We start from the raw sequence: 24,446 nt of genomic DNA on the forward strand, positions 1-24,446 counted from the left end.
GACTCGCTTAGACTCCGCCGATGCCGCCCGTACAGGTCGGTGTACCCACCCCCGTAGACCAGGCCGCGCGATCTCAGCGTGGTCGTGCGAAGGAAGTTCCGTCCCGTGAGTCTCGTGACCCTCCTCCCCTTCATCGTGCTCATCGGGGCCATGTTCCTGATGACCCGGTCCGCCAAGAAGAAGCAGCAGGCGGCTGCGCAGATGCGCAACGACATGCAGCCCGGCACCGGCGTCCGGACGATCGGGGGCATGTACGCCACCGTCAAGGAGATTCAGGAAGACACGGTTCTCCTCGAGGTCGCGCCCGGCGTCCACGCCGTCTACGCCAAGAACTCCATCGGCGCCGTGCTCGACGACGCGGAGTACAACCGCATCGTCCACGGTGACGACGAGCACGAGAGCGACGGCACGATCGTGCCCGACGACGCCTCCTCGCTCATCGCCGATGAGCCGGCCGACGCGGACGACGACGTCGCCAAGATCGACCTCGGCAAGAAGGCCGAGGACGCCGCACCGAAGGACACCGAGGTCACGGGCGCCGAGACCAAGGACGCCAAGGCCGACGGCGAGGGCGACGCGAAGTAGTTCCACGACCCAGAGACGCCGGACACCCACAGGTGTCCGGCGTCTCACGGGCCGTGCGGTCTTCTGCGGGGGTGGGTCCCCACAACACTTCGTGGCCGCTCGGGCGCGTACCCGGCGCGGGGCGGTTGGACAGGGAGAAACGAAAAGGTGGCAGCACCGAAGAAAGGCCGGGGCTCAACCGGTGGACAGGGCAGGCCGGGGCGTGCCCTGGTTCTGATCCTCATCGCCATGGTCGCCCTGACCGGCGGGATGTTCCTCTCCGGGCACACCACGCCCCGGCTCGGGATCGACCTGGCCGGCGGTACCTCGATCACGCTCAAGGCGAAGAGCCAGCCGGGCAAGCCCGAGGCCATCAACGAGACCAACATGAACACCGCGGTCGGCATCATCGAACGCCGTGTCAATGGTCTGGGTGTCTCCGAGGCCGAGGTCCAGACCCAGGGCGCATCGAACATCATCGTCAACATCCCCAAGGGGACGAATTCGAAGCAGGCCCGGGAGCAGGTCGGCACGACCGCCCAGCTCTACTTCCGGCCCGTACTCACGGTCACCGGCGGTGCGCCGACGCCTGAGGGCTCCGCCAGCCCGTCCGCGACCGGCTCCGGAGAGGCGAGCGCCACGCCCAGTGCGAAGGCGACCGACCCGGACACGGCCTCGGACCCGAAGACGTCGCCCTCGGCGAGCGCCACCACCCAGGGCCGTGCCGTCACCGACGGCCTGAAGCAGGACACGACGCCGACGCCCTCCGCCAGTGCCACCGGCGGTGCGGAAACCCCCGCGGCGACCGGGACGCCCGACGCCGCCACCGCGGCGCTGGAGAAGAAGTTCACCGCCCTGGACTGCACCGACCCGGCCGCCCGTGCCAAGGCCGGGGACGGCGTCAAGCCCGAGGACTCCGCGGTCGCGTGCAGCTCCGAGGGTGACGCGAAATACCTCCTCGGCCCGGCCGAGGTCTCCGGTACGGACGTCGACGACTCGAAGGCGCAGTTCGACCAGCAGCGCGGCATCTGGCTCGTCTCCATGGAGTTCACCGACAAGGGTTCCAAGAAGTTCCAGACGATCACCAAGAAGCTGTCCGCGCAGCAGTCCCCGATGAACCAGTTCGCGATCTCCCTCGACGGTGAGGTCGTCTCGGCGCCCCAGGTGAACGAGACGCTCTCCGGGAGCGCCGAGATCTCCGGCAGCTTCACCCAGCAGTCCGCGGAGGACCTGGCCAACGTCCTGTCCTACGGCGCGCTCCCGCTCTCCTTCAGCGAGGACACCGTCACCACGGTCACCGCCGCTCTCGGCGGCGAGCAGCTGGAGGCCGGTCTCATCGCCGGCGCCATCGGCCTCGCCCTGGTCGTCATCTACCTGGTCGCCTACTACCGCGGGCTCGCGCTCATCGCGCTCCTCAGCCTGCTGGCGTCCGGCGTCCTGACCTACACGATCATGGCCCTGCTCGGCCCGGCCATCGGCTTCGCGCTGAACCTCCCGGCCGTCTGCGGTGCCATCGTGGCGATCGGAATCACCGCGGACTCGTTCATCGTCTACTTCGAACGCATCCGGGACGAGATCCGGGAAGGCCGCACGCTCCGTCCGGCCGTCGAGCGTGCCTGGCCCAGGGCCCGGCGCACCATCCTCGTGTCCGACTTCGTGTCGTTCCTGGCCGCGGCCGTCCTCTTCCTCGTCACCGTCGGCAAGGTCCAGGGCTTCGCGTTCACGCTCGGTCTCACGACCCTGCTCGACGTCGTCGTGGTGTTCCTCTTCACCAAGCCGGTCATGACGCTGATGGCCCGTACGAAGTTCTTCGGCAGCGGTCACCCGTGGTCCGGCCTGGACCCGACGCGACTCGGAGCCAAGCCGCCGCTGCGCCGCTCGCGCCGCGCCCCCGTCCGCACCGACCACCCGAAGGAGGCGTGAGATGTCGCGACTCGGCAATCTCGGCGCCCGGCTCTACCGTGGCGAGGTCGGTTACGACTTCATCGGCAAGCGCAAGATCTGGTACGGCGTCTCGATCCTGATCACCATCACGGCCATCCTCGGCGTGGTGGTCAGCGGTCTCAACATGGGCATCGAGTTCAAGGGCGGCGCGGTCTTCACGACCGACACCAAGGCCAAGATCTCGGTCACGCAGGCCCAAGAGGTGGCGACCGAGGCCTCCGGCCATGTGGCGATCGTCCAGGAGCTCGGCAACGGCGGGCTCCGGATCCAGATCACCGAGGTCGACACGGCCAAGGCCGACCGGATCAAGGCCGAGCTCTCCGACGAGCTCGGCCTCCCCGAGGCCGAGATCAACGCGGACCTCGTCGGCCCCAGCTGGGGCGCGCAGATCGCCAACAAGGCCTGGACCGGCCTCGGCATCTTCATGGTCCTGGTGGTGATCTACCTGGCCATCGCGTTCGAGTGGCGGATGGCCGTCGCCGCGCTCATCGCGCTGATCCACGACATCACCATCACCGTCGGCGTGTACGCCCTCGTCGGCTTCGAGGTCACCCCCGGCACCGTCATCGGTCTGCTGACCATCCTCGGTTACTCCCTCTACGACACGGTCGTCGTCTTCGACAGCCTCAAGGAGGGCACGAAGGGGATCACCAAGCAGACCCGCTGGACGTACAGCGAGATCGCCAACCGTTCCATCAACAGCACGCTGGTGCGTTCCATCAACACCACCGTCGTCGCCCTGCTGCCGGTCGGCGGGCTGCTGTTCATCGGTGGCGGCGTCCTCGGCGCGGGCATGCTGAACGACATCTCGCTGTCGCTCTTCGTCGGCCTCGCCGCCGGTGCGTACTCCTCGATCTTCATCGCCACCCCGCTGGTCGCCGACCTCAGCGAACGCGACCCGCAGATAAAGGCACTGAAGAAGCGGATCCTCGCCAAGCGGGCAGCTGCCGCGGCCAAGGGCGAGTCCGTCGAGGACGAGCGCGACGACCGGGCGTACGACGAGTCCGACGAGTCCGACGGGGGCACAGCGCCCGCCGGGGCCGTCGTCGGCCAGCGCCGGCAGACCGGGGGCCACGGCCGGACCCCGAGGAACCGGCGATGACCGGCACCGGCGTCACCGACGCCACCAGGGAGCTCCTGCTCAGCCGGATCCGTGACGTCCCGGACTACCCGAAGCCCGGAGTGATGTTCAAGGACATCACCCCGCTGCTCGCGGACCCGGCCGCCTTCGCCGCGCTCACCGACTTCTTCGCGGAGCTGTGCGTGCGGCACGGGGCCACCAAGATCGTCGGCCTCGAGGCGCGCGGCTTCATCCTGGCCGCGCCGGTCGCGGTCCGGGCCGGGCTCGGCTTCGTACCCGTCCGCAAGGCCGGGAAGCTGCCCGGCGCCACGCTCGGGCAGGCGTACGAGCTGGAGTACGGCACCGCGGAGATCGAGATCCACGCCGAGGACCTGTCCGCCGACGACCGTGTCATGGTCATCGACGACGTCCTGGCCACCGGCGGCACCGCGGAGGCCTCGCTGGAGCTGATCCGGCGGGCCGGCGCACAGGTGGCCGGGGTCTCGGTCCTCATGGAGCTCGGTTTCCTCGACGGCCGCGCACGGCTGGAGGCGGGCCTGCGGGACGCTCCGCTGGACGCTCTGATCACGCTCTGACCTGCACCGCGCCCTCGTAGCGCGCTCAAGGACGTACAGGACGGGCACCCGGGAACATCCGGGTGCCCGTCCCGTGTCGTGAGGGGTTCCACACTCCCCGGGCGAGGACCTGCCCCGAGGTCGATACCATGGGTTGTCCGGTAGCCCCCGGATCCGCACGAGGAGCGCTCTTGCCAGACGAGGCCCAGCCAGTCGCCGCCCCGCAGCCCGAAAGGCCCGCGGCGGCCTCCGCCACGGGCGGGAAGGCGCAGCCCGAAGCGGCGGGGCGGCCCGGGCCCGCGGGCGAGCCCACGCAGGGTCCCGCCCAGGCTCCGGCCCCGCAGACACCCGCCGCACCGGCGAAGCCGACACCGCCCCCGGGGGCCAAGCCGGCGCCCCCGCCCGGGGCGAACGCCGCACCGCCCCCCGAGCCGAAGCCGGCGTCTCCGGCACAGCCCGCCGCGGGGGCCACGGCACCGGCGCCCGTGGCGAAGCCCCCGGCCCGGCCCGCGGTGACCCCGCCGGCCCCGCCCGCGCGCTCCGGCGGCTCCTCCAACCGGGTAAGGGCCCGCCTCGCCCGACTGGGCGTACAGCGCTCCAGCCCGTACAACCCGGTCCTCGAACCCCTCCTGCGCACGGTCCGCGGCAACGACCCCAAGATCGAGTCCGCCACACTGCGCCAGATCGAGAAGGCCTACCAGGTCGCCGAGCGCTGGCACCGGGGCCAGAAGCGCAAGAGCGGCGACCCGTACATCACCCACCCGCTCGCCGTCACCACGATCCTCGCCGAGCTCGGCATGGACCCCGCGACGCTGATGGCCGGGCTGCTGCACGACACGGTCGAGGACACCGAGTACGGCCTGGACACCCTGCGCAAGGACTTCGGCGACCAGGTCGCGCTCCTCGTCGACGGCGTGACCAAGCTGGACAAGGTCAAGTTCGGCGAGGCCGCCCAGGCCGAGACCGTGCGCAAGATGGTCGTCGCCATGGCGAAGGACCCCCGGGTCCTCGTCATCAAGCTCGCCGACCGGCTGCACAACATGCGCACCATGCGCTATCTCAAGCGGGAGAAGCAGGAGAAGAAGGCCCGCGAGACGCTGGAGATCTACGCGCCGCTGGCTCACCGCCTGGGCATGAACACCATCAAGTGGGAGCTGGAGGACCTCGCCTTCGCGATCCTCTACCCCAAGATGTACGACGAGATCGTCCGTCTCGTCGCCGAGCGCGCGCCCAAGCGCGACGAGTACCTCGCGATAGTGACCGACGAGGTCCAGGCGGACCTGCGTGCCGCCCGGATCAAGGCCACCGTCACCGGACGGCCGAAGCACTACTACAGCGTCTACCAGAAGATGATCGTGCGGGGCCGCGACTTCGCGGAGATCTACGACCTGGTGGGCATCCGGGTCCTCGTCGACACCGTCCGCGACTGCTACGCGGCGCTCGGCACCGTGCACGCCCGGTGGAATCCGGTGCCGGGGCGGTTCAAGGACTACATCGCTATGCCCAAGTTCAACATGTACCAGTCGCTGCACACCACGGTGATCGGTCCCAGCGGCAAGCCCGTCGAGCTCCAGATCCGCACGTTCGACATGCACCGCCGCGCCGAGTACGGCATCGCCGCCCACTGGAAGTACAAGCAGGAGGCCGTCGCGGGCGCCTCCAAGGTCCGCACCGACGTCCCCAGGAACACGGGCCGCGGCCAGGACACCGTCAACGACATGGCGTGGCTGCGTCAGCTCCTGGACTGGCAGAAGGAGACCGAGGACCCCAGCGAGTTCCTGGAGTCCCTGCGCTTCGACCTGTCGCGCAACGAGGTCTTCGTCTTCACGCCGAAGGGCGACGTGATAGCGCTGCCCGCCGGTGCCACGCCGGTCGACTTCGCGTACGCCGTCCACACGGAGGTCGGCCACCGGACCATAGGGGCACGGGTCAACGGGCGGCTCGTACCGCTGGAGTCGACGCTCGACAACGGTGATCTGGTGGAGGTCTTCACCTCCAAGGCGGCGGGGGCGGGGCCCTCCCGCGACTGGCTCCAGTTCGTCAAGTCGCCCCGGGCACGCAACAAGATCCGCGCCTGGTTCTCCAAGGAGCGGCGTGACGAGGCGATCGAGCAGGGCAAGGACGCCATCGCGCGCGCCATGCGCAAGCAGAACCTGCCGATCCAGCGGATCCTCACCGGTGACTCCCTCGTCACGCTGGCGCACGAGATGCGCTACCCCGACATCTCGTCGCTCTACGCGGCGATCGGGGAGGGCCATGTCGCGGCGGCCGGTGTCGTCCAGAAGCTCGTCCAGGCACTCGGCGGCGAGGACGCGGCCAACGAGGACCTGGCGGAGAGCTCACCGCCCTCGCACGGCCGTAACAAGCGCCGGGCCAAGGCGGATCCCGGCGTGGTCGTCAAGGGCGTCGAGGACGTCTGGGTCAAGCTGGCCCGCTGCTGCACACCCGTGCCCGGCGACCCGATCATCGGGTTCGTCACCCGGGGCAGCGGCGTCTCCGTGCACCGCGCGGACTGCGTCAACGTCGACTCGCTCTCGCAGCAGCCGGAGCGGATCCTCGACGTGGAGTGGGCGCCCACCCAGTCCTCCGTCTTCCTGGTCGCCATCCAGGTCGAGGCGCTGGACCGGTCGCGACTGCTCTCCGACGTCACCCGCGTCCTGTCGGACCAGCACGTGAACATCCTGTCGGCGGCCGTGCAGACCTCGCGGGACCGGGTGGCCACCTCGCGCTTCACCTTCGAGATGGGCGACCCCAAGCACCTGGGACACGTCCTGAAGGCCGTACGCGGCGTCGAGGGCGTCTACGACGTCTACCGGGTCACCTCGGCCCGCCGGCCGTAGGCCCACCCCGGCACGGCCCCGTCGGCGCAGCGGGCCGCGCGGCCCAAGCGTGAGGGGCTTCCGTACGCGCCGCGTACGGAAGCCCCTCACGTGGGTCAGGAGCTCCGGCTCAGCCGCCGAACTCCTCCAGGCCCTTCAGCGCCTGGTCCAGCAGCGCCTGACGGCCCTCCAGTTCGCGGGAGAGCTTGTCGGCCCTGGCGTTGTTGCCCGAGGCGCGTGCCGTGTCGATCTGCGTGCGCAGCTTGTCGACGGCCGCCTGGAGCTGACCGGTCAGCCCCTCGGCGCGCGCCCGCGCCTCCGGGTTCGTCCGGCGCCACTCGGACTCCTCGGCCTCCTGGAGAGCCCGCTCCACCGCCTGCACCCTGCCCTCGACCTTCGGCCTGGCGTCACGCGGGACATGGCCGATGGCCTCCCAGCGCTCGTTGACCGAGCGGAACGCGGCCCTGGCGGCCTTCAGGTCGGTCACCGGGACCAGCTTCTCGGCCTCGGCGGCGAGTTCCTCCTTGAGCTTGAGGTTCTCGCCCTGCTCCGCGTCCCGTTCGGCGAAGACGCCGCTGCGGGCCGCGAAGAACACGTCCTGGGCGCCGCGGAAGCGGTTCCACAGTTCGTCCTCGGCCTCGCGCTGGGCGCGGCCCGCGGCCTTCCACTCCGTCATCAGGTCGCGGTAACGCGCGGCCGTCGTACCCCAGTCGGTGGAGTTCGAGAGCGACTCGGCCTCGGCGACCAGCTTCTCCTTGACCTTGCGGGCCTCCTCGCGCTGGGCGTCCAGCGCGGCGAAGTGCGCCTTGCGGCGCTTGGAGAAGGCGGAACGGGCATGCGAGAAGCGGTGCCACAACTCGTCGTCGGACTTGCGGTCCAGACGGGGCAGCCCCTTCCACGTGTCGACGAGTGCCCGCAGACGCTCACCCGCCGACCGCCACTGCTCGCTCTGCGCCAGTTCCTCGGCCTCGACGACGAGCGCCTCCTTGGCCAGCCGGGCCTCGTCGGCCTGCTTCGCCTTCTGGGCCTTGCGCTCCTCACGGCGCGAGTCGACCGTCGCGACGAGCGCGTCCAGCCGCTCGCCGAGCGCGGCGAGGTCGCCTACGGCGTGGTGCTCGTCCACCTGCTGACGCAGGTGCCCGATCGCCGCCGTGGCGTCCTTCGACGACAGGTCGGTGGTCTTCACCCGCCGCTCGAGGAGGCCGATCTCGACCACCAGGCCCTCGTACTTGCGCTCGAAATAGGCCAGAGCCTCCTCTGGGGAACCGGCCTGCCACGATCCGACGACCTGCTCGCCCTCGGCCGTACGCACGTACACGGTGCCCGTCTCGTCGACACGGCCCCACGGGTCGCTGCTCACAGCGCCTCCTCCACCTGATGCATCGAAGGGGTTCACCCCCCGTGCATCGTCCACAGTTTCCTGGGGCGGGCAGCGCCCGCCCTGCACAACGCCAATCTAGGCGACCGGCCGCCCGGCTGTCCGCACTCAGCGCGGCTGAAATTCTCCGGTGCGCTCCAGGGACCTGGTGCCGGGCGGCCCCCGCACGGTCAGACCTTGTCGACCGCGGCCTTCTCGACCGTGACGGTCTTCTTCGGGGCACCGTCACCCGCCCCACCGGTGACGCCCCCCTCGGCGACCTTCTTGACGGCCTTCAGACCGGCGTCGTCCATGGTGCCGAACGGCGTGTAGCTGGGCGGCAGTTTGGTGTCCTTGTAGACCAGGAAGAACTGGCTGCCGCCGGTGCCCGGCTGGCCGGTGTTCGCCATCGCGACGGTGCCCGCCGGGTACGTCACCGCGCCGTCGGCGCCCGCCTTGCCCAGCGCGGTCAGATTCTCGTCCGGGATGGTGTACCCGGGGCCGCCCGTCCCGTCGCCCTTCGGGTCACCGCACTGCAGGACGAAGATGCCCTCGGTGGTCAGCCGGTGGCACTTCGTGTTGTCGAAGTACTTCTTGTCCGCGAGGGCCTTGAACGAGTTGGTGGTGTGCGGGGTCTTCGCCGCGTCCATCGTGATGCCGATGTCGCCCTGGCTCGTCGTGAGCGACATCGAGTACTTCGCCTTCTTGTCGATCTTCATCGCCGGCTCCGGAGCGCTGCTCTCGCTCTCCGAGGGCGAGGGAGTCGCCGACGGGTCCGCGGTCGCCGCCGCGTCCGCGGTGTCCTTCGAGTCGTCCCCGCCGAGCGAGAGATAGGCGCCCGCACCGATGACCGCCACCACGGCCACCGACGAGGCGATGATCACCGTGAGGCGCCTGGTCCTCCGGCGCGCTTCCTCCCGGCGCTGCTGCTGCCGCTCGAACTTCTCCCGGGCGAGCTGCCGCCGCCGCTGATCGCTGCTGACCACCGGATGGTCTCCTTGTACGTCGTGTGATCGGTCCTGGAATGCCCGTACGGTATATGGGTTAGCTGTGGAATGCGGAGCGCCGGTAGTCTCTGATCTGCCGCATTCCCCTCCGCGGACCTCCTCGTCGGACGAACACTAAGGACGATCGTGCTCATTGCCGGGTTCCCCGCCGGGGCCTGGGGGACCAATTGCTACCTGGTCGCCCCCGCCGCCGGTGAGGAGTGCGTGATCATCGACCCGGGCCACCAGGCCGCCCAGGGTGTCGAGGAGACGCTGAAGAAGCATCGGCTCAAGCCCGTCGCCGTCGTCCTCACCCACGGCCACATCGACCACGTCGCCTCGGTGGTGCCCGTGTGCGGCGCCCATGACGTCCCCGCCTGGATCCACCCTCAGGACCGCTACATGATGAGCGACCCCGAGAAGGCGCTGGGCCGGTCCATCGGGATGCCGCTGATGGGCGAGCTGACCGTCGGCGAGCCGGACGACGTCAAGGAGCTGGCCGACGGCGCGCGCCTGGAGCTGGCGGGCCTGGAGTTCGGCGTCGCGCACGCGCCCGGCCATACCAAGGGGTCGGTGACGTTCAGGACGCCCGAGGCCGCGGATGTACCGCAGGTCCTCTTCTCGGGCGACCTGCTCTTCGCCGGCTCCGTCGGACGCACCGACCTCCCCGGCGGCGACCACGCCGAGCTGATCGAGTCGCTGGCCCGCGTGTGCCTGCCGCTCGACGACTCGACCGTGGTGCTGTCCGGCCACGGCCCCCAGACGACCATCGGCCGCGAGCGCGCCTCCAACCCGTACATGAACGGTCTGGCCGCGCCCCGCCGAGGAATGTGACGAGAGAGAACCACCGTGAGCACCTTCCAGGCCCCCAAGGGCACGTACGACCTGATCCCGCCGCGCTCCGCGACGTTCCTCGCGGTGCGCGAGGCGATCTCCGCACCCCTGAAGAACTCCGGCTACGGGTACATCGAGACGCCCGGCTTCGAGGACGTCGCCCTGTTCTCACGCGGCGTCGGTGAGTCCACCGACATCGTGTCCAAGGAGATGTACGCCTTCGAGACCAAGGGCGGCGACCAGCTCGCGCTGCGTCCCGAGGGCACCGCGTCCGTGCTGCGCGCGGCGCTGGAGGCCAACCTGCACAAGGCGGGCAACCTTCCCGTCAAGCTCTGGTACTCCGGCTCGTACTACCGCTACGAGAAGCCGCAGGCCGGCCGTTACCGTCACTTCTCGCAGGTGGGCGCCGAGGCCATCGGCACCGAGGACCCGGCGCTCGACGCCGAGCTGATCATCCTCGCCGACCAGGCGTACCGCTCGCTCGGCCTCAGCGGGTTCCGGATCCTGCTCAACTCGCTGGGCGACAAGGAGTGCCGCCCCGTCTACCGGGAGGCGCTCCAGACGTTCCTGCGCGACCTCGATCTCGACGAGGAGACCCGCCGCCGCATCGAGATCAACCCGCTGCGGGTCCTCGACGACAAGCGCCCCGACGTCCGGAAGCAGCTGACGGACGCCCCGAAGCTGCGCGACTTCCTGTGCGACGCCTGCAAGGCGTACCACGAGGAGGTCCGTGACCTGCTGACGGCGGCCGGCGTGGTGTACGAGGACGACGAGAAGCTGGTCCGGGGTCTCGACTACTACACCCGCACCACCTTCGAGTTCGTCCACGACGGCCTGGGGTCCCAGTCCGCGGTGGGCGGCGGCGGCCGGTACGACGGATTGTCCGAGATGATCGGCGGCCCGGCCCTCCCGTCCGTCGGCTGGGCGCTCGGCGTGGACCGCACGGTGCTGGCCCTCGAGGCCGAGGGCGTCGAACTCGACATCCCCGCCGCCACCAGCGTGTATGCCGTGGCGCTCGGTGACGAGGCGCGGCGGGTGCTCTTCGGCCTGGTCACGGAATTGCGGAAGGCCGGGGTCGCCGCGGACTTCGCCTACGGCGGCCGTGGTCTGAAGGGCGCGATGAAGAACGCGAACCGCTCCGGCGCCCGCTACACGATCGTGGCCGGCGAGCGTGATCTCGCCGAGGGCGCGGTCCAGCTCAAGGACATGGAGTCGGGCGACCAGGAGGCCGTCGCGCTCGACGCCCTGGTGACGACGGTGCGGGCGAAGCTGGCCTGAACGCGGACCCGACGCACGGTGCCCGCCCGGTTCCTCCGGGCGGGCACCGTGCGTCGGGCGGGCCGCACGGACATCGCGTCAACTCGGCGAGTGCGGATTCACACCGCCGGATCTTCCCGTTACCGGACCGCCGAAGGCGGCGGGGACGGCGGGGTCCGCGCCGGGCACGGGATGCCGCTCCGGCGTCGCGTGCGCGCCCCCGCACGTCGGACGCCGGTTCCGCCCCGCAGGGGAGGGGCTCGGGACCCTCCGCTCCGCGCTCCGTCCGGGCACACCTTTATGTCGATCGAACGGTTGACCGTGCCGGTGGTGCGGCACAATGACCCGTGCCCGGCCGGCTACTCAGTGATGGAACGGCGATATGACGATGGCAGCGGTAGACCACCCCTCCTCCCGGCAGGACGAGGACAACGGCGCGACGACCTTCGGCGGCAGTCGCGCGCTCGCGCTCCTGCTGGTGATCACCGGAGCGGCCGGGCTGCTCGCCGCCTGGGTGATCACGATCGACAAGTTCAAGCTGCTCGAGGACCCGAGCTTCACGCCGGGCTGCAGCCTGAACCCCGTGGTCGCCTGCGGCAACATCATGAAGAGCGAGCAGGCCTCCGCCTTCGGCTTCCCCAACCCGATGCTCGGCATCGCCACCTACTCGGTGGTCATCGGCATCGGCATGGCACTCCTCGCCGGTGCCCGCTTCCGCGCCTGGTACTGGCTCGGCCTCAACGCGGGCACGCTGTTCGGCGTCGGATTCTGCACCTGGCTGCAGTACCAGTCGCTGTACAACATCAACTCGCTCTGCCTGTGGTGCTGCCTGGCCTGGGTCGCCACGATCTTCATGTTCTGCTACGTCACCACGCACAACATCAAGCACGGCATCCTGCCCGCCCCCGCCTGGCTGCGGAACACCCTCACCGAATTCCACTGGGTGCCGCCGGTGCTCTGGATCGGGATCATCGGCATGCTGATCCTGACCCGCTGGTGGGACTTCTGGACCAGCTGACGCGCCGGAGGGCCCTGTCAGTGGGGTGACATAGGCTTCATGACGTGGAGCCCGACCTCTTTACCGCAGCAGCCGAAGACCGCCAGGAGAAGGACCCGTCCAGCAGCCCCCTCGCTGTCCGGATGCGTCCTCGCACGCTGGACGAGGTGGTCGGCCAGCAGCATCTGCTCAAGCAGGGATCCCCGCTGCGCCGCCTCGTCGGCGAGGGCGGTGGCGGGCCCGCCGGCCCCTCGTCGGTCATCCTGTGGGGCCCGCCGGGCACAGGGAAGACGACCCTGGCGTACGTGGTCAGCAAGGCCACCAACAAGCGCTTCGTCGAGCTCTCCGCGATCACCGCGGGCGTCAAGGAGGTCCGGGCCGTCATCGAGGGCGCGCGCCGCGCCACCGGCGGATACGGCAAGGAGACCGTCCTCTTCCTCGACGAGATCCACCGCTTCTCCAAGGCCCAGCAGGACTCGCTGCTCCCCGCCGTGGAGAACCGCTGGGTCACGCTGATCGCGGCCACGACGGAGAATCCGTACTTCTCGATCATCTCTCCGCTGCTGTCGCGCTCCCTGCTCCTCACCCTGGAGCCGCTGACGGACGAGGACCTGAGGGCACTCCTGCGCCGGGCCATGACCGACGAGCGGGGCTTGGGCGGCGCGGTCACGCTGCCCGAGGCCGCCGAGGCGCATCTGATGCGGATCGCGGGCGGTGACGCCCGGCGTGCGCTGACGGCCCTGGAGGCAGCGGCCGGAGCGGCCCTCGCCAAGCACGATCCCGAGATCACGCTGGAGACGCTCGAGGAGACCGTCGACCGCGCCGCCGTGAAGTACGACCGCGACGGCGACCAGCACTACGACGTGGCGAGCGCCCTGATCAAGTCGATCCGCGGGTCCGACGTGGACGCGGCCCTGCACTACCTGGCCCGGATGATCGAGGCGGGGGAGGACCCGCGCTTCATCGCCCGGCGGCTGATGATCTCCGCCAGCGAGGACATCGGGCTCGCCGATCCGACGGCGCTGCCCACAGCCGTGGCGGCGGCCCAGGCGGTCGCCATGATCGGCTTCCCCGAGGCGGCGCTCACCCTCAGCCACGCCACGATCGCCCTGGCGCTCGCACCCAAGTCGAACGCGGCGACGCTGGCCATCTCCGCCGCGCAGGAGGACGTGCGTCGGGGCCTCGCCGGCCCGGTCCCGGCCCATCTGCGCGACGGCCACTACAAGGGCGCCGCCAAGCTGGGCCACGCCCAGGGATACGTCTACCCGCACGACGTCCCCGGCGGTATCGCCGCCCAGGAGTACGCCCCGGAGGCCGTTCGGGGCAGGCGCTACTACGAACCCACGCGGTACGGCGCGGAGGCACGCTACGCCGACGTAGCGGACCGGGTCCGTGAGCGGCTCGGCCGCGGTGAGCAGGGCGGCCCGGCGCCCTCGTGACCGCGTCGCTCAGCAGGACGCCGCTTCGAAGAGGGTGTGCATCGCGCGGCGCAGCTCGCTGATGTCGCGTACGGGCTCGGGGAATTCGAACCGGGCGTCGAAGCAGGCGCTGCCGTCCTCGACGAACCGCACCCGGAGGCCGAACCGGTCGAGCGCGACCGGGACGGCGCCGAGGCGGTGTTCCGCACAGCCGCACTTCTCCCGGTCACCGAGCAGGGCGGACAGGGTCGTCATCTGCTCGCTGTGGGCGCTGTGCAGATGCTGGAGCAGCTCGGCCTCGTGGGCGACCAGCGGGTCGGCGACGGCGTCCCGGAGGGCCTCGGGCTCCACCTCCTCGAATCCCCACAGGTCGTCGACCGAGGCCTCAGCCGTCTCCAGCCGGAGCGTCGTCCGACCGGGCCCCGCGAGCCCGGGCACGGCCGTGAGCCGGCCGGCGATCCGGGCACGGCCGCGGATCCGGTGCGGGACGGAGACCGGTGCGACATCGGTGATCTCCAGCACGGCGGTCAGTCCGTCCCCCTGGGCGGCTGCCGCGGCCCTGGCGACCGGAGATCCGAGGGGGAACCCGAGGAACAGTTCCCCCTCGGGCCCCAGGCTCCTGCTGTCGGGCATCAGCTCGTCCGGGTGGACCACCGACAGCCCCGGTACGAGCAGCACCGCGGAGCAGGTACTCTGTACGAGAGTTCGTGTGCGCTCGGCTGCTGACGGCATCCGAGTGTTTTCAAGCCCGCTGGGACGCGGCTGACCACGATCAGATCGGCCTTCCGTCGTAGCAGCACCTTCTGGTGTGCTGCCGCTGTCTGTGCTGTCCGTGACGTGTGTGGTGTTCCCAGGGCGAGACATGCGATCTCCTTGAGTAAGGTAAGCCTAACCTAACCTACAACGGAGGTCTGGAGAACGTGCCTAACCAGTCGCGTCCCAAGGTCAAGAAGTCGCGTGCCCTCGGCATCGCCCTGACGCCGAAGGCTGTCAAGTACTTCGAAGCCCGCCCCTACCCGCCGGGCGAGCACGGCCGTGGCCGCAAGCAGAACTCGGACTACAAGGTCCGTCTGCTCGAGAAGCAGCGTCTGCGTGCGCAGTACGACATCAGCGAGCGCCAGATGGCGCGTGCCTACGACCGCGCCAAGAAGGCCGGCGGCAAGACGGGCGAGGCGCTGGTCGTCGAGCTCGAGCGTCGTCTCGACGCCCTGGTCCTGCGTTCGGGCATCGCCCGCACCATCTACCAGGCCCGCCAGATGGTCGTCCACGGCCACATCGAGGTCAACGGTGGCAAGGTCGACAAGCCGTCGTTCCGCGTCCGTCCCGACGACGTCGTGATGGTCCGCGAGCGCAGCCGCTCCAAGGTGCCCTTCCAGGTGGCCCGCGAGGGTGGCTACGACACCGACGGCGAGACCCCGCGCTACCTCCAGGTGAACCTGAAGGCCCTGGCCTTCCGCCTGGACCGGGACCCGAACCGCAAGGAAATCCCGGTCATCTGCGACGAGCAGCTCGTCGTCGAGTACTACGCCCGCTGATCCAGGCGTAGCTCTCAGCCGAGCTCGGGCCCGCCCCTCCCTGTCGTACGGGAGGCGGCGGGCCTTCGCGCTTCCTCCACCGCGGAGGGTTCCTCCGGCGTGCCGTCGTCCGCACCGGCACCGAGTGCCCGCGCCACCGCGGCCCGCGCTTCCAGCCGTCGGCCCGCGCGCCTCTCCGCGTCGTACCGCGCGTCACCGAGCTCCCTCCTGGCCCGCTCCTCGCACTCGGCCCGTGGTCTGCCGTAGTGGGACGAGCCGAACAGCGACAGGCCCACGGAGGGCCAGATCCGGTCCGCCGCGCCCTGCAGCACGGCCGCCTCCACCGCGTCGCCCTCGTCCACGGTGGCGAGTGCCAGCAGCTCCAGCGACAGGGCCGTGCCGAGCAGGTCGTGGAAGGTGTGCGCGATGGACAGGGCTTCCGACAGCTTCCGGCGCGCCCGCCGGTTCAGCCCGGACCGCAGATCCGCGTAGCCCAGGACGTACAGCGCGTAGGCCAGGGCCCACCGCTCCCCGTGGTCCTCGCAGATCTCCCGGACGTCGTCACAGATGGCCGCCGCTCCCTCCAGGTCCCCGCGGAAGGCCACCGCCATGCCCAGTTCGACCTGGGCCATCAGCACGTTGCTGTTCAGCTCGCCGATCTCCCGGTAGCGCGCGAGCGCCTCGCGGAGCAGCTCCTCGGCGCGGACCGGGGCGTCCGTGACGATCGCGAGGCAGCCCGTGCGGTGCACGGCGTACGCCACGGCGGTGGCGTCCCCGAAACGCTCGCCCTCCTCGCGGCACTCCTGCAGGGCCGACACCGCGCCGGCCGGATCACCCTGCAGCACCGCGACGTATCCGAGCACCCACAGGGCCTTCAGCCGTGCGTGGCCGTACGGAGTCTCCACCTCCAGGACGTGGTCCAGCCAGTGGCGGCCTTCGGCGAGACGTCCGCAGCCCACCCAGTAGAACCAGAGCGTGCCCGCCAGGTACTGGGCGAGATGGACCTCCTCCGGGCTTCCCATCGAGTACTCCATCGCGTGACGGAGATTGGGCAGTTCGCCGTCGACGCGGGCGGCGGCCTCCGCCTGCCGGGGGCTGAACCAGTCGAGCTCGCACCAGGTCGCGAGCCCCAGGTACCAGTCCCGGTGCCTGCGGCGCAGCCGCTCGGCGTCCCCGGTCGCGTGAAGCCACTCGGCGCCGTACTCCCGGACGGTGTCCAGCAGCCGGTAGCGGCTGCCCGTGGCCGAGTCCTCACGCAGCACCACGGACTGCGCCAGCAGTTCGTCGAGCACGTCCAGCACCGAATCGGCCGGGAGGCCGGGCCCGCTGCAGATGTACTCCACCGCCTCCAGATCGAAGGGTCCGGCGAACACCGAGAGCCGCGCCCACAGCAGCCGCTGCTCGGGAGCGCACAGTTCATGGCTCCAGCCGATGGCCGTGCGCAGCGTCTGGTGACGGGGCAGCGCGCTCGGGCTGCCCCCGGTCAGCAGCAGGAAACGGTCGTCGAGACGGTGCAGCACCTGCGCCGTCGTCAGGGCCCGCAGCCGTCCGGCGGCGAGCTCCAGGGCGAGCGGGATGCCGTCGAGCCGACGGCAGAGCTCCCGTGCGGTGTCCCGGTTCCCGTCGGTCAGCCGGAACCCCGGGTGCACCGCGGTGGCGCGCCGGGTGAACAGTTCCAGGGCGTCGGCGTCCGACATCGGCAGCAGGGGGAAGGTGAGTTCGCCGTCCACCCGCAGCGGACGGCGCCCGGCCGCCAGCACCTGAAGGTTGGGCGCCCGGCGGAGCAGTTCCCGTACGAGTCCGGCGCACGCGTCGGTGAGGTGCTCGAAGCCGTCCAGCACGAGCAGGAGCCGACGCTCCGCGCAGTGCGCGATCAGCGTGTCACGAGGCGGCCTGCTGGTGTGGTCCGTGAGCCCCAGCGCGTCGACCAGCGCGTGTTCGAGCAGCTCGGAGTCACGGACGGCCGAGAGCTCGGCGAGCCACACACCGTCGCAGTACCGTTTCTCCACCAGGGCGGCGGCCCGGGTCACGAAGCGGGTCTTCCCGACCCCGGCGACCCCGGCGACGGTGACGAGCCTGGAGTCCCGCAGGAGCGGCTCCAGTTCGGTCAGTTCGCCCTGGCGTCCCACGAAGGTGTTCAGCTCGGCCGGGAGATTCCCGCGTACGGGGGCGGGCTCCGCGTCGTCGGGCGAGGGGGAGGGGCGCTGAGGGCGTCGCATGAAACACGCAGAGTACTGGCATGTTAGCTCTCCGTACAATCTCCGCGGATCCAGGACCCGCGCCGCCGCCCGTAATGCGGTGCGGTGCGAGACGCCCGGCGCGATAGGCTCGGGGAACGACGATCGGCAGTGGTGGCGGGACGCGCCGGCCGAGCAGTGACAGGAAGACACCGGCCGGGACAGGTCCCGGCCGACGCGGTTGACGAGCAGAGAGCGGTGCGCTGTGTCCGGTGGAGAGGTGGCCGGCATCCTGGTGGCTGTCTTCTGGGCGATTCTGGTGTCCTTCCTCGCCGTGGTACTGGTGAGGCTGGCCCAGACGCTCAAGGCGACCACCGCCCTGGTGGCGGACGTGACGGAGCAGGCGGTTCCACTGCTCGCCGACGCCTCCGCCACGTTGCGCACCGCGCAGACCCAGCTCGACAAGGTCGACGCCATCGCCAGCGACGTCCAGGAGGTCACCTCCAACGCCTCTGCGCTCTCCACCACCGTCGCGTCGACGTTCGGCGGTCCGCTCGTGAAGGTGGCGGCGTTCGGCTACGGCGTACGGCAGGCGCTCGGCCGTCGTACCGCCGCGGAGCCGGAGCCGGACCGCCGGAGCTCCCGCCGGACCGTGATCGTAGGCCGTACCGTGCCGTCCGCCCGTGGCAGGAAGCGGAACGGCCGAAGCTCCCGCGGACAGAAGGACTGAGCCAGCGATGTTCCGCCGTACCTTCTGGTTCACCGCCGGCGCAGCCGCCGGCGTCTGGGCCACCACCAAGGTCAACCGCAAGATCCGTCAGCTGACCCCCGAGAGCCTCGCGGCGCAGGCCGCCGACAAGGCGATCGAGGCGGGGCACAAGCTGAAGGACTTCGCCCTCGACGTGCGTGAGGGCATGGTCAGGCGCGAGGCCGAACTGGGCGGTGCGCTCGGCATCGAGGCGCCGGCCGACCCCGAACTCGTCCCTCATCGGACACTTCCCTACAACTCGAACAACCGGAATGAGGACTACTGATGGAGTCGGCTGAAATTCGCCGCCGCTGGCTGAGCTTCTTCGAGGAGCGCGGTCACACCGTCGTCCCTTCGGCGTCGCTCATCGCGGACGACCCGACTCTGCTGCTGGTCCCCGCGGGCATGGTTCCCTTCAAGCCCTACTTCCTCGGCGAGGTCAAGCCGCCCGCCCCGCGCGTCACCAGCGTGCAGAAGTGCGTGCGCACGCCGGACATCGAAGAGGTCGGCAAGACCACCCGGCACGGCACGTTCTTCCAGATGTGCGGCAACTTCTCGTTCGGCGACTACTTCAAGGAAGGCGCGATCGAGTTCGCCTGGGCCGCGCTCACGAACTCCGTGGCGGACGGCGGCTTCGGCCTCGACCCCGAGCGTCTGTGGATCACGGTCTACCTCGACGACGACGAGGCCGAACAGATCTGGCGCGAGAAGATCGGCGTACCGGCCGAGCGCATCCAGCGCCTGGGCAAGAAGGACAACTTCTGGTCCATGGGCGTCCCCGGTCCCTGCGGTCCTTGCTCCGAGATCAACTACGACCGCGGCCCCGAGTTCGGCGTCGAGGGCGGACCCGCCGTCAACGACGAGCGTTACGTGGAGATCTGGAACCTGGTCTTCATGCAGTACGAGCGCGGCGCCGGCGACGGCAAGGAGGACTTCCCGATCCTCGGCGACCTGCCGTCGCAGAACATCGACACGGGCCTCGGCCTCGAACGCCTCGCCATGATCCTGCAGGGCGTGCAGAACATGTACGAGACCGACACCCTGCGCGTCGTCATGGACAAGGCCACCGAGCTCACCGGTGTGCGCTACGGCGCCGAACAGGGCTCCGACGTCTCCCTCCGCGTCGTCGCCGACCACATCCGCACGTCGGTGATGCTCATCGGCGACGGCGTCACCCCGGGCAACGAGGGCCGCGGCTACGTCCTGCGCCGCATCATGCGCCGCGCCATCCGCAACATGCGGCTCATGGGGGCCACGGGGCCCGTCGTCCGTGAGCTCGTCGACGTCGTCGTCGACACCATGGGGCAGCAGTACCCGGAGCTGATCACCGACCGCAAGCGCATCGAGACCGTCGCCCTCGCCGAGGAGGCCGCCTTCCTCAAGGCCCTCAAGGGCGGCACCAACATCCTCGACACCGCCGTCACCGAGACCAAGGCCGCCGGTGGCAAGGTCCTGGCCGGCGACAAGGCGTTCCTGCTCCACGACACCTGGGGCTTCCCGATCGACCTCACGCTGGAGATGGCCGCCGAACAGGGCCTCTCGGTCGACGAGGACGGCTTCCGCCGTCTGATGAAGGAGCAGCGGGAGCGCGCCAAGGCCGACGCCAAGGCCAAGAAGACCGGTCACGCCGACCTGTCCGCCTACCGCGAGGTCGCCGACAACTCCGGCGTCACCGAGTTCACCGGGTACACCTCCGTCGAGGGCGAGTCGAAGATCGTCGGCCTGCTCGTCGACGGCGTGCCCTCGCCCGCCGCCACCGAGGGCGACGAGGTCGAGGTCGTCCTCGACCGCACCCCCTTCTACGCCGAGGGCGGCGGCCAGCTCGCCGACCAGGGCCGCATCAGGCTCGACACCGGCGCCGTCATCCAGATCCGCGACGTGCAGCAGCCCGTCCCGGGCGTCTCGGTCCACAAGGGCTCGGTCCAGGTCGGCGAGGTGACCGTCGGTGCCTCGGCCCTCGCCACCATCGACAACACCCGCCGCCGTGCCATCGCCCGCGCGCACAGCGCCACGCACCTCACCCACCAGGCGCTGCGCGACGCCCTCGGCCCGACGGCCGCCCAGGCCGGCTCGGAGAACTCGCCCGGCCGCTTCCGCTTCGACTTCGGCTCGCCCGCCGCCGTACCCGGCACGGTCCTCACCGACGTCGAGCAGAAGATCAACGAGGTCCTCTCGCGGGAGCTCGACGTCCAGGCCGAGGTCATGTCCATCGACGACGCCAAGAAGCAGGGCGCCATCGCGGAGTTCGGCGAGAAGTACGGCGAGCGGGTCCGCGTCGTCACCATCGGCGACTTCTCCAAGGAGCTGTGCGGCGGTACGCACGTCCGCAACACCTCCCAGCTGGGCCTGGTCAAGCTGCTCGGCGAGTCCTCCATCGGCTCGGGCGTACGCCGCATCGAGGCCCTGGTCGGCGTCGACGCGTACAACTTCCTCGCCAAGGAGCACACGGTCGTCGCCCAGCTCCAGGAACTGCTCAAGGGCCGTCCCGAGGAGCTCCCCGAGAAGATCTCCGGCATGCTCGGCAAGCTGAAGGACGCCGAGAAGGAGATCGAGAAGTTCCGCGCGGAGAAGGTCCTCCAGGCCGCCGCCGGTCTCGTGGAGTCGGCCAAGGACGTACGGGGCGTCGCCCTGGTCACCGGACAGGTGCCGGACGGCACCTCGGCCGACGACCTGCGCAGGCTCGTCCTCGACGTGCGTGGACGCATCCAGGGCGGCCGCCCTGCCGTCGTGGCCCTGTTCACCACGGCCAACGGCCGCCCGCTGACGGTCATCGCCACCAACGAGGCGGCCCGCGAGCGCGGCCTCAAGGCCGGTGACCTGGTGCGCACCGCCGCCAAGACCCTCGGTGGCGGTGGCGGCGGCAAGCCGGACGTCGCCCAGGGCGGTGGCCAGAACCCGGGCGCCATCGGCGACGCCGTCGCCGCTGTCGAACGCCTCGTCACCGAGACGGCGTGACGCCGGGCATGTCACAGATGCGCCGTGGACGCCGACTCGCCGTCGACGTCGGTGACGCCCGCATCGGGGTCGCCTCGTGCGACCCCGACGGGATCCTCGCCACGCCGGTGGAGACCGTGCCGGGACGCGACGTCCCGGCCGCCCACCGGCGGCTCGGCGCGATCGTCGAGGAGTACGAGCCGATCGAGGTCATCGTCGGGCTGCCCCGCTCCCTGGGCGGGGGCGAGGGCCCGGCGGCGGCCAAGGTCCGCGCCTTCGCGCAGGTGTTCGCCCGCGCGATCGCACCGATTCCCGTACGTCTTGTGGACGAGAGGATGACCACAGTGACGGCCACTCAGGGGCTACGCGCTTCGGGCGTGAAGTCCAAGAAGGGCCGGTCTGTCATCGACCAAGCTGCCGCTGTGGTGATCCTTCAGAACGCTCTGGAGTCCGAACGGGCGTCAGGCACCGCACCCGGCGAGGGCGTCGAAGTGGTTGTCTGATCGCGATACGGTAACGTTCCGCGCGATGCGCCGGTGTTCGAACAGACACCGCACAGCAAAGCGAAGAGACGGAGCGTCGTCTCGCGGCTCAAGGGGATCGATGACTGAGTATGGCCGGGGCCCCGGCTCCGAACCGTGGCATCCCGAGGACCCCTTGTACGGGGACCAGGGATGGGGAGGCCAGCAGGCCGCCCACGGCCAGGGCCAGTACGAAGGCCAGCAGCAGCCCTACGCGCAGGACCCTTATGCCCAGCAGGGCTACCAGCAGGACCCGTACGCGCAGCAGCAACAACAGCAACAACAACAGCACCAGCACCAGCAGCCCTACGGCGCGCCGCAGGACCCGTACGCCCAGCAGCAGCCGCAGTACGACGGCGGCTGGGACACCGGCCAGCAGGCGGCGATGCCGTACGGGGCCCAGCAGCCCCAGTACGGCAACGAGCCCGGCGGCTACGGCGAACAGGGTGACTACTACGGCACCCCCGAGGCCTACCCTCCGCCGCAGCCCCCGGGCCGTCGCGAGCAGGCGCCCCAGCAGCAGGCACCCGACCAGCAGGCACCCGACCAGCAGGGCCAGGACTGGGACCCGGACGCGCCGCAGGAGGAGACGCATCCCTTCTTCACGGGTGCGGACGAGCCGGCCGACGACCGTGGTTCCCGTTCCCGTTCGGCCTCCCGCTCCGGCTCCGGTGAGGACGACGACCACGACGACAACCCGCGTGAGTCCCGCAGGGGCGGCGAGCGCCGCGGCAAGGGCAAGAAGAAGAGCCGCAACGGCTGCGCCTGCCTGGGCGTCGCGGCCGTCCTCGTCGGCGGCCTCGGCGGGGTGGGCTACTTCGCTTACTCCTATTACCAGAGCCAGTTCGGCGAGGCGCCCGACTACGCGGGCGACGGCACGGGCTCGGTCGAGGTGGAGATCCCCGAGGGCGCCTTGGGGAACGAGATCGCGAACATCCTGAAGAAGGCCGGCGTCGTGAAGTCCGTCGACGCCTTCGTCTCCGCGCAGAACGGGAATCCCAAGGGGGGCTCCCTCCAGGCCGGGGTCTATCTCCTGAAGCAGGAGATGTCGGCGGACAGCGCCATCGAATTGATGCTGGACCCGAAGAGCCAGAACGCACTGGTCATTCCTGAGGGCACGAGTACCACCGGTATCTACGCGAAGATCGACGAAAGGCTCAAGCTCAAGTCCGGCACCACGGCCGACGTCGCGAAGACGAAGGCCGAGAGCCTCGGGCTGCCCGAATGGGCGGATGACGATCCCGCTATCAAGGACCCGCTGGAAGGCTTCCTCTTTCCGGCGGCTTACGCGGTGTCCGCAGGGTCGAAGCCCGAGGACGCGCTCAAGAAAATGGTCACGCGGGCCAAAAAGGAATACGCCAAGCTCGACCTCGAGGAGAACGCGAGGAAGCTGAAGCTGGAATCCCCTCTGGACCTCGTCACCGTGGCGAGCCTCGTCCAGAAGGAGGGTAAGTACAAGCACGACTTCGACAAGGTCGCGACGGTGGTCTACAACCGGCTCAAGCCGGACAACATGGAGACCGTCGGAAGGCTCGAATTCGACTCGACGATCAACTACATCCGGGACGAGAGCACGCTGGACGTGGGAGCCGTGGACGCCCTGCGGCAGATCGACGATCCGTACAACACGTACCGGGTGAAGGGTCTCCCGGCCGGCCCGATCTCCAACCCGGGCGCTGACGCGCTGCACTCGGCGATCAGCCCGGCGTCGGGCCCCTGGTACTACTTCGTGTCGGTGACCGAGGACAAGACGCTGTTCGCGGTGACGAACGCGGAGCACGAGCGCAACCGTCAGGAGTACGAAGAGAACAAGGCAGGTCAGTGAGCACCACCCGCAGGGCCGCAGTCCTCGGCTCACCCATCGCCCACTCCCTCTCCCCGGTCCTGCACCGGGCCGCGTACGCGGAGCTCGGCCTCGACACCTGGTCGTACGAGCGCTTCGAGGTGGACGAGGCGGCGCTCCCCGGTTTCGTCGAGGGGCTGGACCCCTCCTGGGCGGGGCTCTCCCTGACGATGCCGCTCAAGCGGGCGGTCATCCCGCTGCTGGACGGCATCAGCGACACTGCGGCGTCGGTGGAGGCCGTCAACACGGTCGTCCTCACCGAGGACGGCCGGCGGATCGGTGACAACACCGACATCCCCGGCATGGTCGCGGCCCTGCGCGAACGCGGCGTCGAGAAGGTCGAGTCCGCCGCCGTCCTGGGCGCCGGAGCCACGGCGTCCTCCGCGCTGGCGGCCCTCGCCGAGATCTGCACCGGGCCGGTCACGGCCTATGTGCGCAGCGCTGCACGGGCCGACGAGATGCGCGGCTGGGGCGAGCGTCTGGGCGTCGACGTCAGGATCACGGACTGGGCGGCGGCGGCCGAGGCGCTGCACGCCCCCCTGGTGATCGCCACCACGCCCGCCGGTACCACGGACGCACTGGCGGATGCCGTTCCTGCGGCTCCCGGCACCCTGTTCGACGTGCTGTACGAGCCGTGGCCGACCGAACTGGCCTCGCGCTGGTCGTCGGCAGGGGGGACCGTCGTCGGGGGCCTCGACCTCCTCGTCCACCAAGCGGTCCTCCAGGTCGAGCAGATGACCGGACGGAGCCCGGCCCCGGTCGGAGCCATGAGGATGGCCGGCGAGCAGGCTCTGGCAGCGCGGGAACGCCGGTAGGCCCGGTCGCGGAGGGGCGGTGCGGCCGTCCGTCTGCTGGACCGGCGGCAGGCCGGCTCCCCTTGTCGTGGGAGGATCGGGGG

General features: G+C 70.3%; 20 protein-coding genes. 16 read left to right on the forward strand and 4 right to left on the reverse strand.

Translation table 11 applies throughout. The annotated features are described in order from the left end of the window. Positions 1 to 105: 105 nt before the first annotated feature. The 5 genes from yajC (at position 106) to ABT001_RS17125 (ending at position 6,983) form a co-directional block, all read left to right on the forward strand. On the forward strand, positions 106 to 585 hold the full coding sequence (gene yajC, locus ABT001_RS17105) for a preprotein translocase subunit YajC (RefSeq protein WP_351277733.1): 480 nt from the start codon (positions 106 to 108) through the stop codon (positions 583 to 585). 147 nt (positions 586 to 732) lie between these two features. Continuing rightward, a complete protein-coding gene (gene secD, locus ABT001_RS17110) occupies positions 733 to 2,487 on the forward strand; it encodes a protein translocase subunit SecD (protein ID WP_351277736.1) in 1,755 nt (584 codons plus the stop codon). 1 nt (position 2,488) lies between these two features. After that, positions 2,489 to 3,610 carry a protein translocase subunit SecF gene (secF, locus tag ABT001_RS17115; protein ID WP_351277739.1) on the forward strand — a complete coding sequence of 374 codons (1,122 nt, stop codon included), beginning with the start codon at positions 2,489 to 2,491 and terminating at the stop codon, positions 3,608 to 3,610. Continuing rightward, positions 3,607 to 4,164, forward strand: a complete 558-nt coding sequence (locus tag ABT001_RS17120; RefSeq protein ID WP_351277741.1) for an adenine phosphoribosyltransferase — start codon at positions 3,607 to 3,609, stop codon at positions 4,162 to 4,164. Before secF ends, ABT001_RS17120 begins: the two co-directional genes overlap by 4 nt. Positions 4,165 to 4,334: 170 nt before the next feature. Next, complete coding sequence (locus tag ABT001_RS17125) at positions 4,335 to 6,983, forward strand: RelA/SpoT family protein (RefSeq protein WP_351277744.1); 2,649 nt, start codon at positions 4,335 to 4,337, stop codon at positions 6,981 to 6,983. A 109-nt stretch (positions 6,984 to 7,092) separates the two neighbouring features. Here ABT001_RS17125 and ABT001_RS17130 read toward each other — a convergent pair whose 3' ends face one another. Beyond that, the gene (locus ABT001_RS17130; protein ID WP_351277746.1) at positions 7,093 to 8,322 is read right to left on the reverse strand and encodes a DUF349 domain-containing protein; all 1,230 of its coding nucleotides are present in this window, start codon (positions 8,320 to 8,322) and stop codon (positions 7,093 to 7,095) included. 188 nt (positions 8,323 to 8,510) lie between these two features. Next, positions 8,511 to 9,305, reverse strand: a complete 795-nt coding sequence (locus ABT001_RS17135; RefSeq protein WP_351277748.1) for a peptidylprolyl isomerase — start codon at positions 9,303 to 9,305, stop codon at positions 8,511 to 8,513. A 147-nt stretch (positions 9,306 to 9,452) separates the two neighbouring features. Between ABT001_RS17135 and ABT001_RS17140 the strand changes: the two genes are divergently transcribed. The 4 genes from ABT001_RS17140 to ABT001_RS17155 all read left to right on the forward strand — a co-directional run bounded on the left by ABT001_RS17140 (position 9,453) and on the right by ABT001_RS17155 (position 13,832). Beyond that, on the forward strand, positions 9,453 to 10,139 hold the full coding sequence (locus ABT001_RS17140; RefSeq protein ID WP_351277750.1) for an MBL fold metallo-hydrolase: 687 nt from the start codon (positions 9,453 to 9,455) through the stop codon (positions 10,137 to 10,139). Positions 10,140 to 10,154: 15 nt separating this feature from the next. Continuing rightward, positions 10,155 to 11,417: a histidine--tRNA ligase gene (gene hisS / locus ABT001_RS17145; protein WP_351277752.1), complete on the forward strand. Its 1,263-nt coding sequence runs from the start codon at positions 10,155 to 10,157 to the stop codon at positions 11,415 to 11,417. A 361-nt stretch (positions 11,418 to 11,778) separates the two neighbouring features. Continuing rightward, the gene (locus tag ABT001_RS17150; protein WP_351277754.1) at positions 11,779 to 12,414 is read left to right on the forward strand and encodes a vitamin K epoxide reductase family protein; all 636 of its coding nucleotides are present in this window, start codon (positions 11,779 to 11,781) and stop codon (positions 12,412 to 12,414) included. A gap of 44 nt (positions 12,415 to 12,458) precedes the next feature. Then, positions 12,459 to 13,832: a replication-associated recombination protein A gene (locus tag ABT001_RS17155; protein WP_351277756.1), complete on the forward strand. Its 1,374-nt coding sequence runs from the start codon at positions 12,459 to 12,461 to the stop codon at positions 13,830 to 13,832. 9 nt (positions 13,833 to 13,841) lie between these two features. Here the strand turns inward: ABT001_RS17155 and ABT001_RS17160 are convergent, their stop codons facing one another. Then, positions 13,842 to 14,543 (reverse strand): DUF2470 domain-containing protein, encoded by a 702-nt coding sequence (locus tag ABT001_RS17160; protein ID WP_351277758.1) that lies wholly within the window; start codon positions 14,541 to 14,543, stop codon positions 13,842 to 13,844. A 188-nt stretch (positions 14,544 to 14,731) separates the two neighbouring features. On the opposite strand from ABT001_RS17160, the gene rpsD reads away from it, so the two are divergent. Continuing rightward, on the forward strand, positions 14,732 to 15,346 hold the full coding sequence (rpsD, locus tag ABT001_RS17165; RefSeq protein WP_185301908.1) for a 30S ribosomal protein S4: 615 nt from the start codon (positions 14,732 to 14,734) through the stop codon (positions 15,344 to 15,346). Between the two features lie 14 nt (positions 15,347 to 15,360). Here rpsD and ABT001_RS17170 read toward each other — a convergent pair whose 3' ends face one another. Further along, positions 15,361 to 17,544, reverse strand: a complete 2,184-nt coding sequence (locus tag ABT001_RS17170) for an ATP-binding protein (RefSeq protein WP_351277760.1) — start codon at positions 17,542 to 17,544, stop codon at positions 15,361 to 15,363. A gap of 238 nt (positions 17,545 to 17,782) precedes the next feature. On the opposite strand from ABT001_RS17170, the gene ABT001_RS17175 reads away from it, so the two are divergent. The 6 genes from ABT001_RS17175 to ABT001_RS17200 all read left to right on the forward strand — a co-directional run bounded on the left by ABT001_RS17175 (position 17,783) and on the right by ABT001_RS17200 (position 24,363). Continuing rightward, entirely contained in the window at positions 17,783 to 18,232 is a 450-nt protein-coding gene (locus tag ABT001_RS17175; protein WP_351277996.1) for a DUF948 domain-containing protein, read from the forward strand. Positions 18,233 to 18,239: 7 nt separating this feature from the next. Continuing rightward, positions 18,240 to 18,536: a DUF6167 family protein gene (locus ABT001_RS17180; RefSeq protein WP_351277762.1), complete on the forward strand. Its 297-nt coding sequence runs from the start codon at positions 18,240 to 18,242 to the stop codon at positions 18,534 to 18,536. Beyond that, positions 18,536 to 21,205, forward strand: a complete 2,670-nt coding sequence (alaS, locus tag ABT001_RS17185; protein WP_351277764.1) for an alanine--tRNA ligase — start codon at positions 18,536 to 18,538, stop codon at positions 21,203 to 21,205. Before ABT001_RS17180 ends, alaS begins: the two co-directional genes overlap by 1 nt. An 8-nt stretch (positions 21,206 to 21,213) precedes the next feature. Then, positions 21,214 to 21,687, forward strand: a complete 474-nt coding sequence (gene ruvX, locus ABT001_RS17190) for a Holliday junction resolvase RuvX (protein WP_351277768.1) — start codon at positions 21,214 to 21,216, stop codon at positions 21,685 to 21,687. A 100-nt stretch (positions 21,688 to 21,787) separates the two neighbouring features. After that, complete coding sequence (gene mltG / locus ABT001_RS17195) at positions 21,788 to 23,530, forward strand: endolytic transglycosylase MltG (RefSeq protein WP_351277770.1); 1,743 nt, start codon at positions 21,788 to 21,790, stop codon at positions 23,528 to 23,530. Continuing rightward, entirely contained in the window at positions 23,527 to 24,363 is an 837-nt protein-coding gene (locus tag ABT001_RS17200) for a shikimate dehydrogenase (RefSeq protein WP_351277773.1), read from the forward strand. The genes mltG and ABT001_RS17200 overlap by 4 nt, the downstream gene beginning before the upstream one ends. Positions 24,364 to 24,446: the final 83 nt, after the last annotated feature.

Source organism: Streptomyces sp. NPDC002793 (assembly GCF_040295485.1).
Lineage (GTDB): Bacteria > Actinomycetota > Actinomycetes > Streptomycetales > Streptomycetaceae > Streptomyces.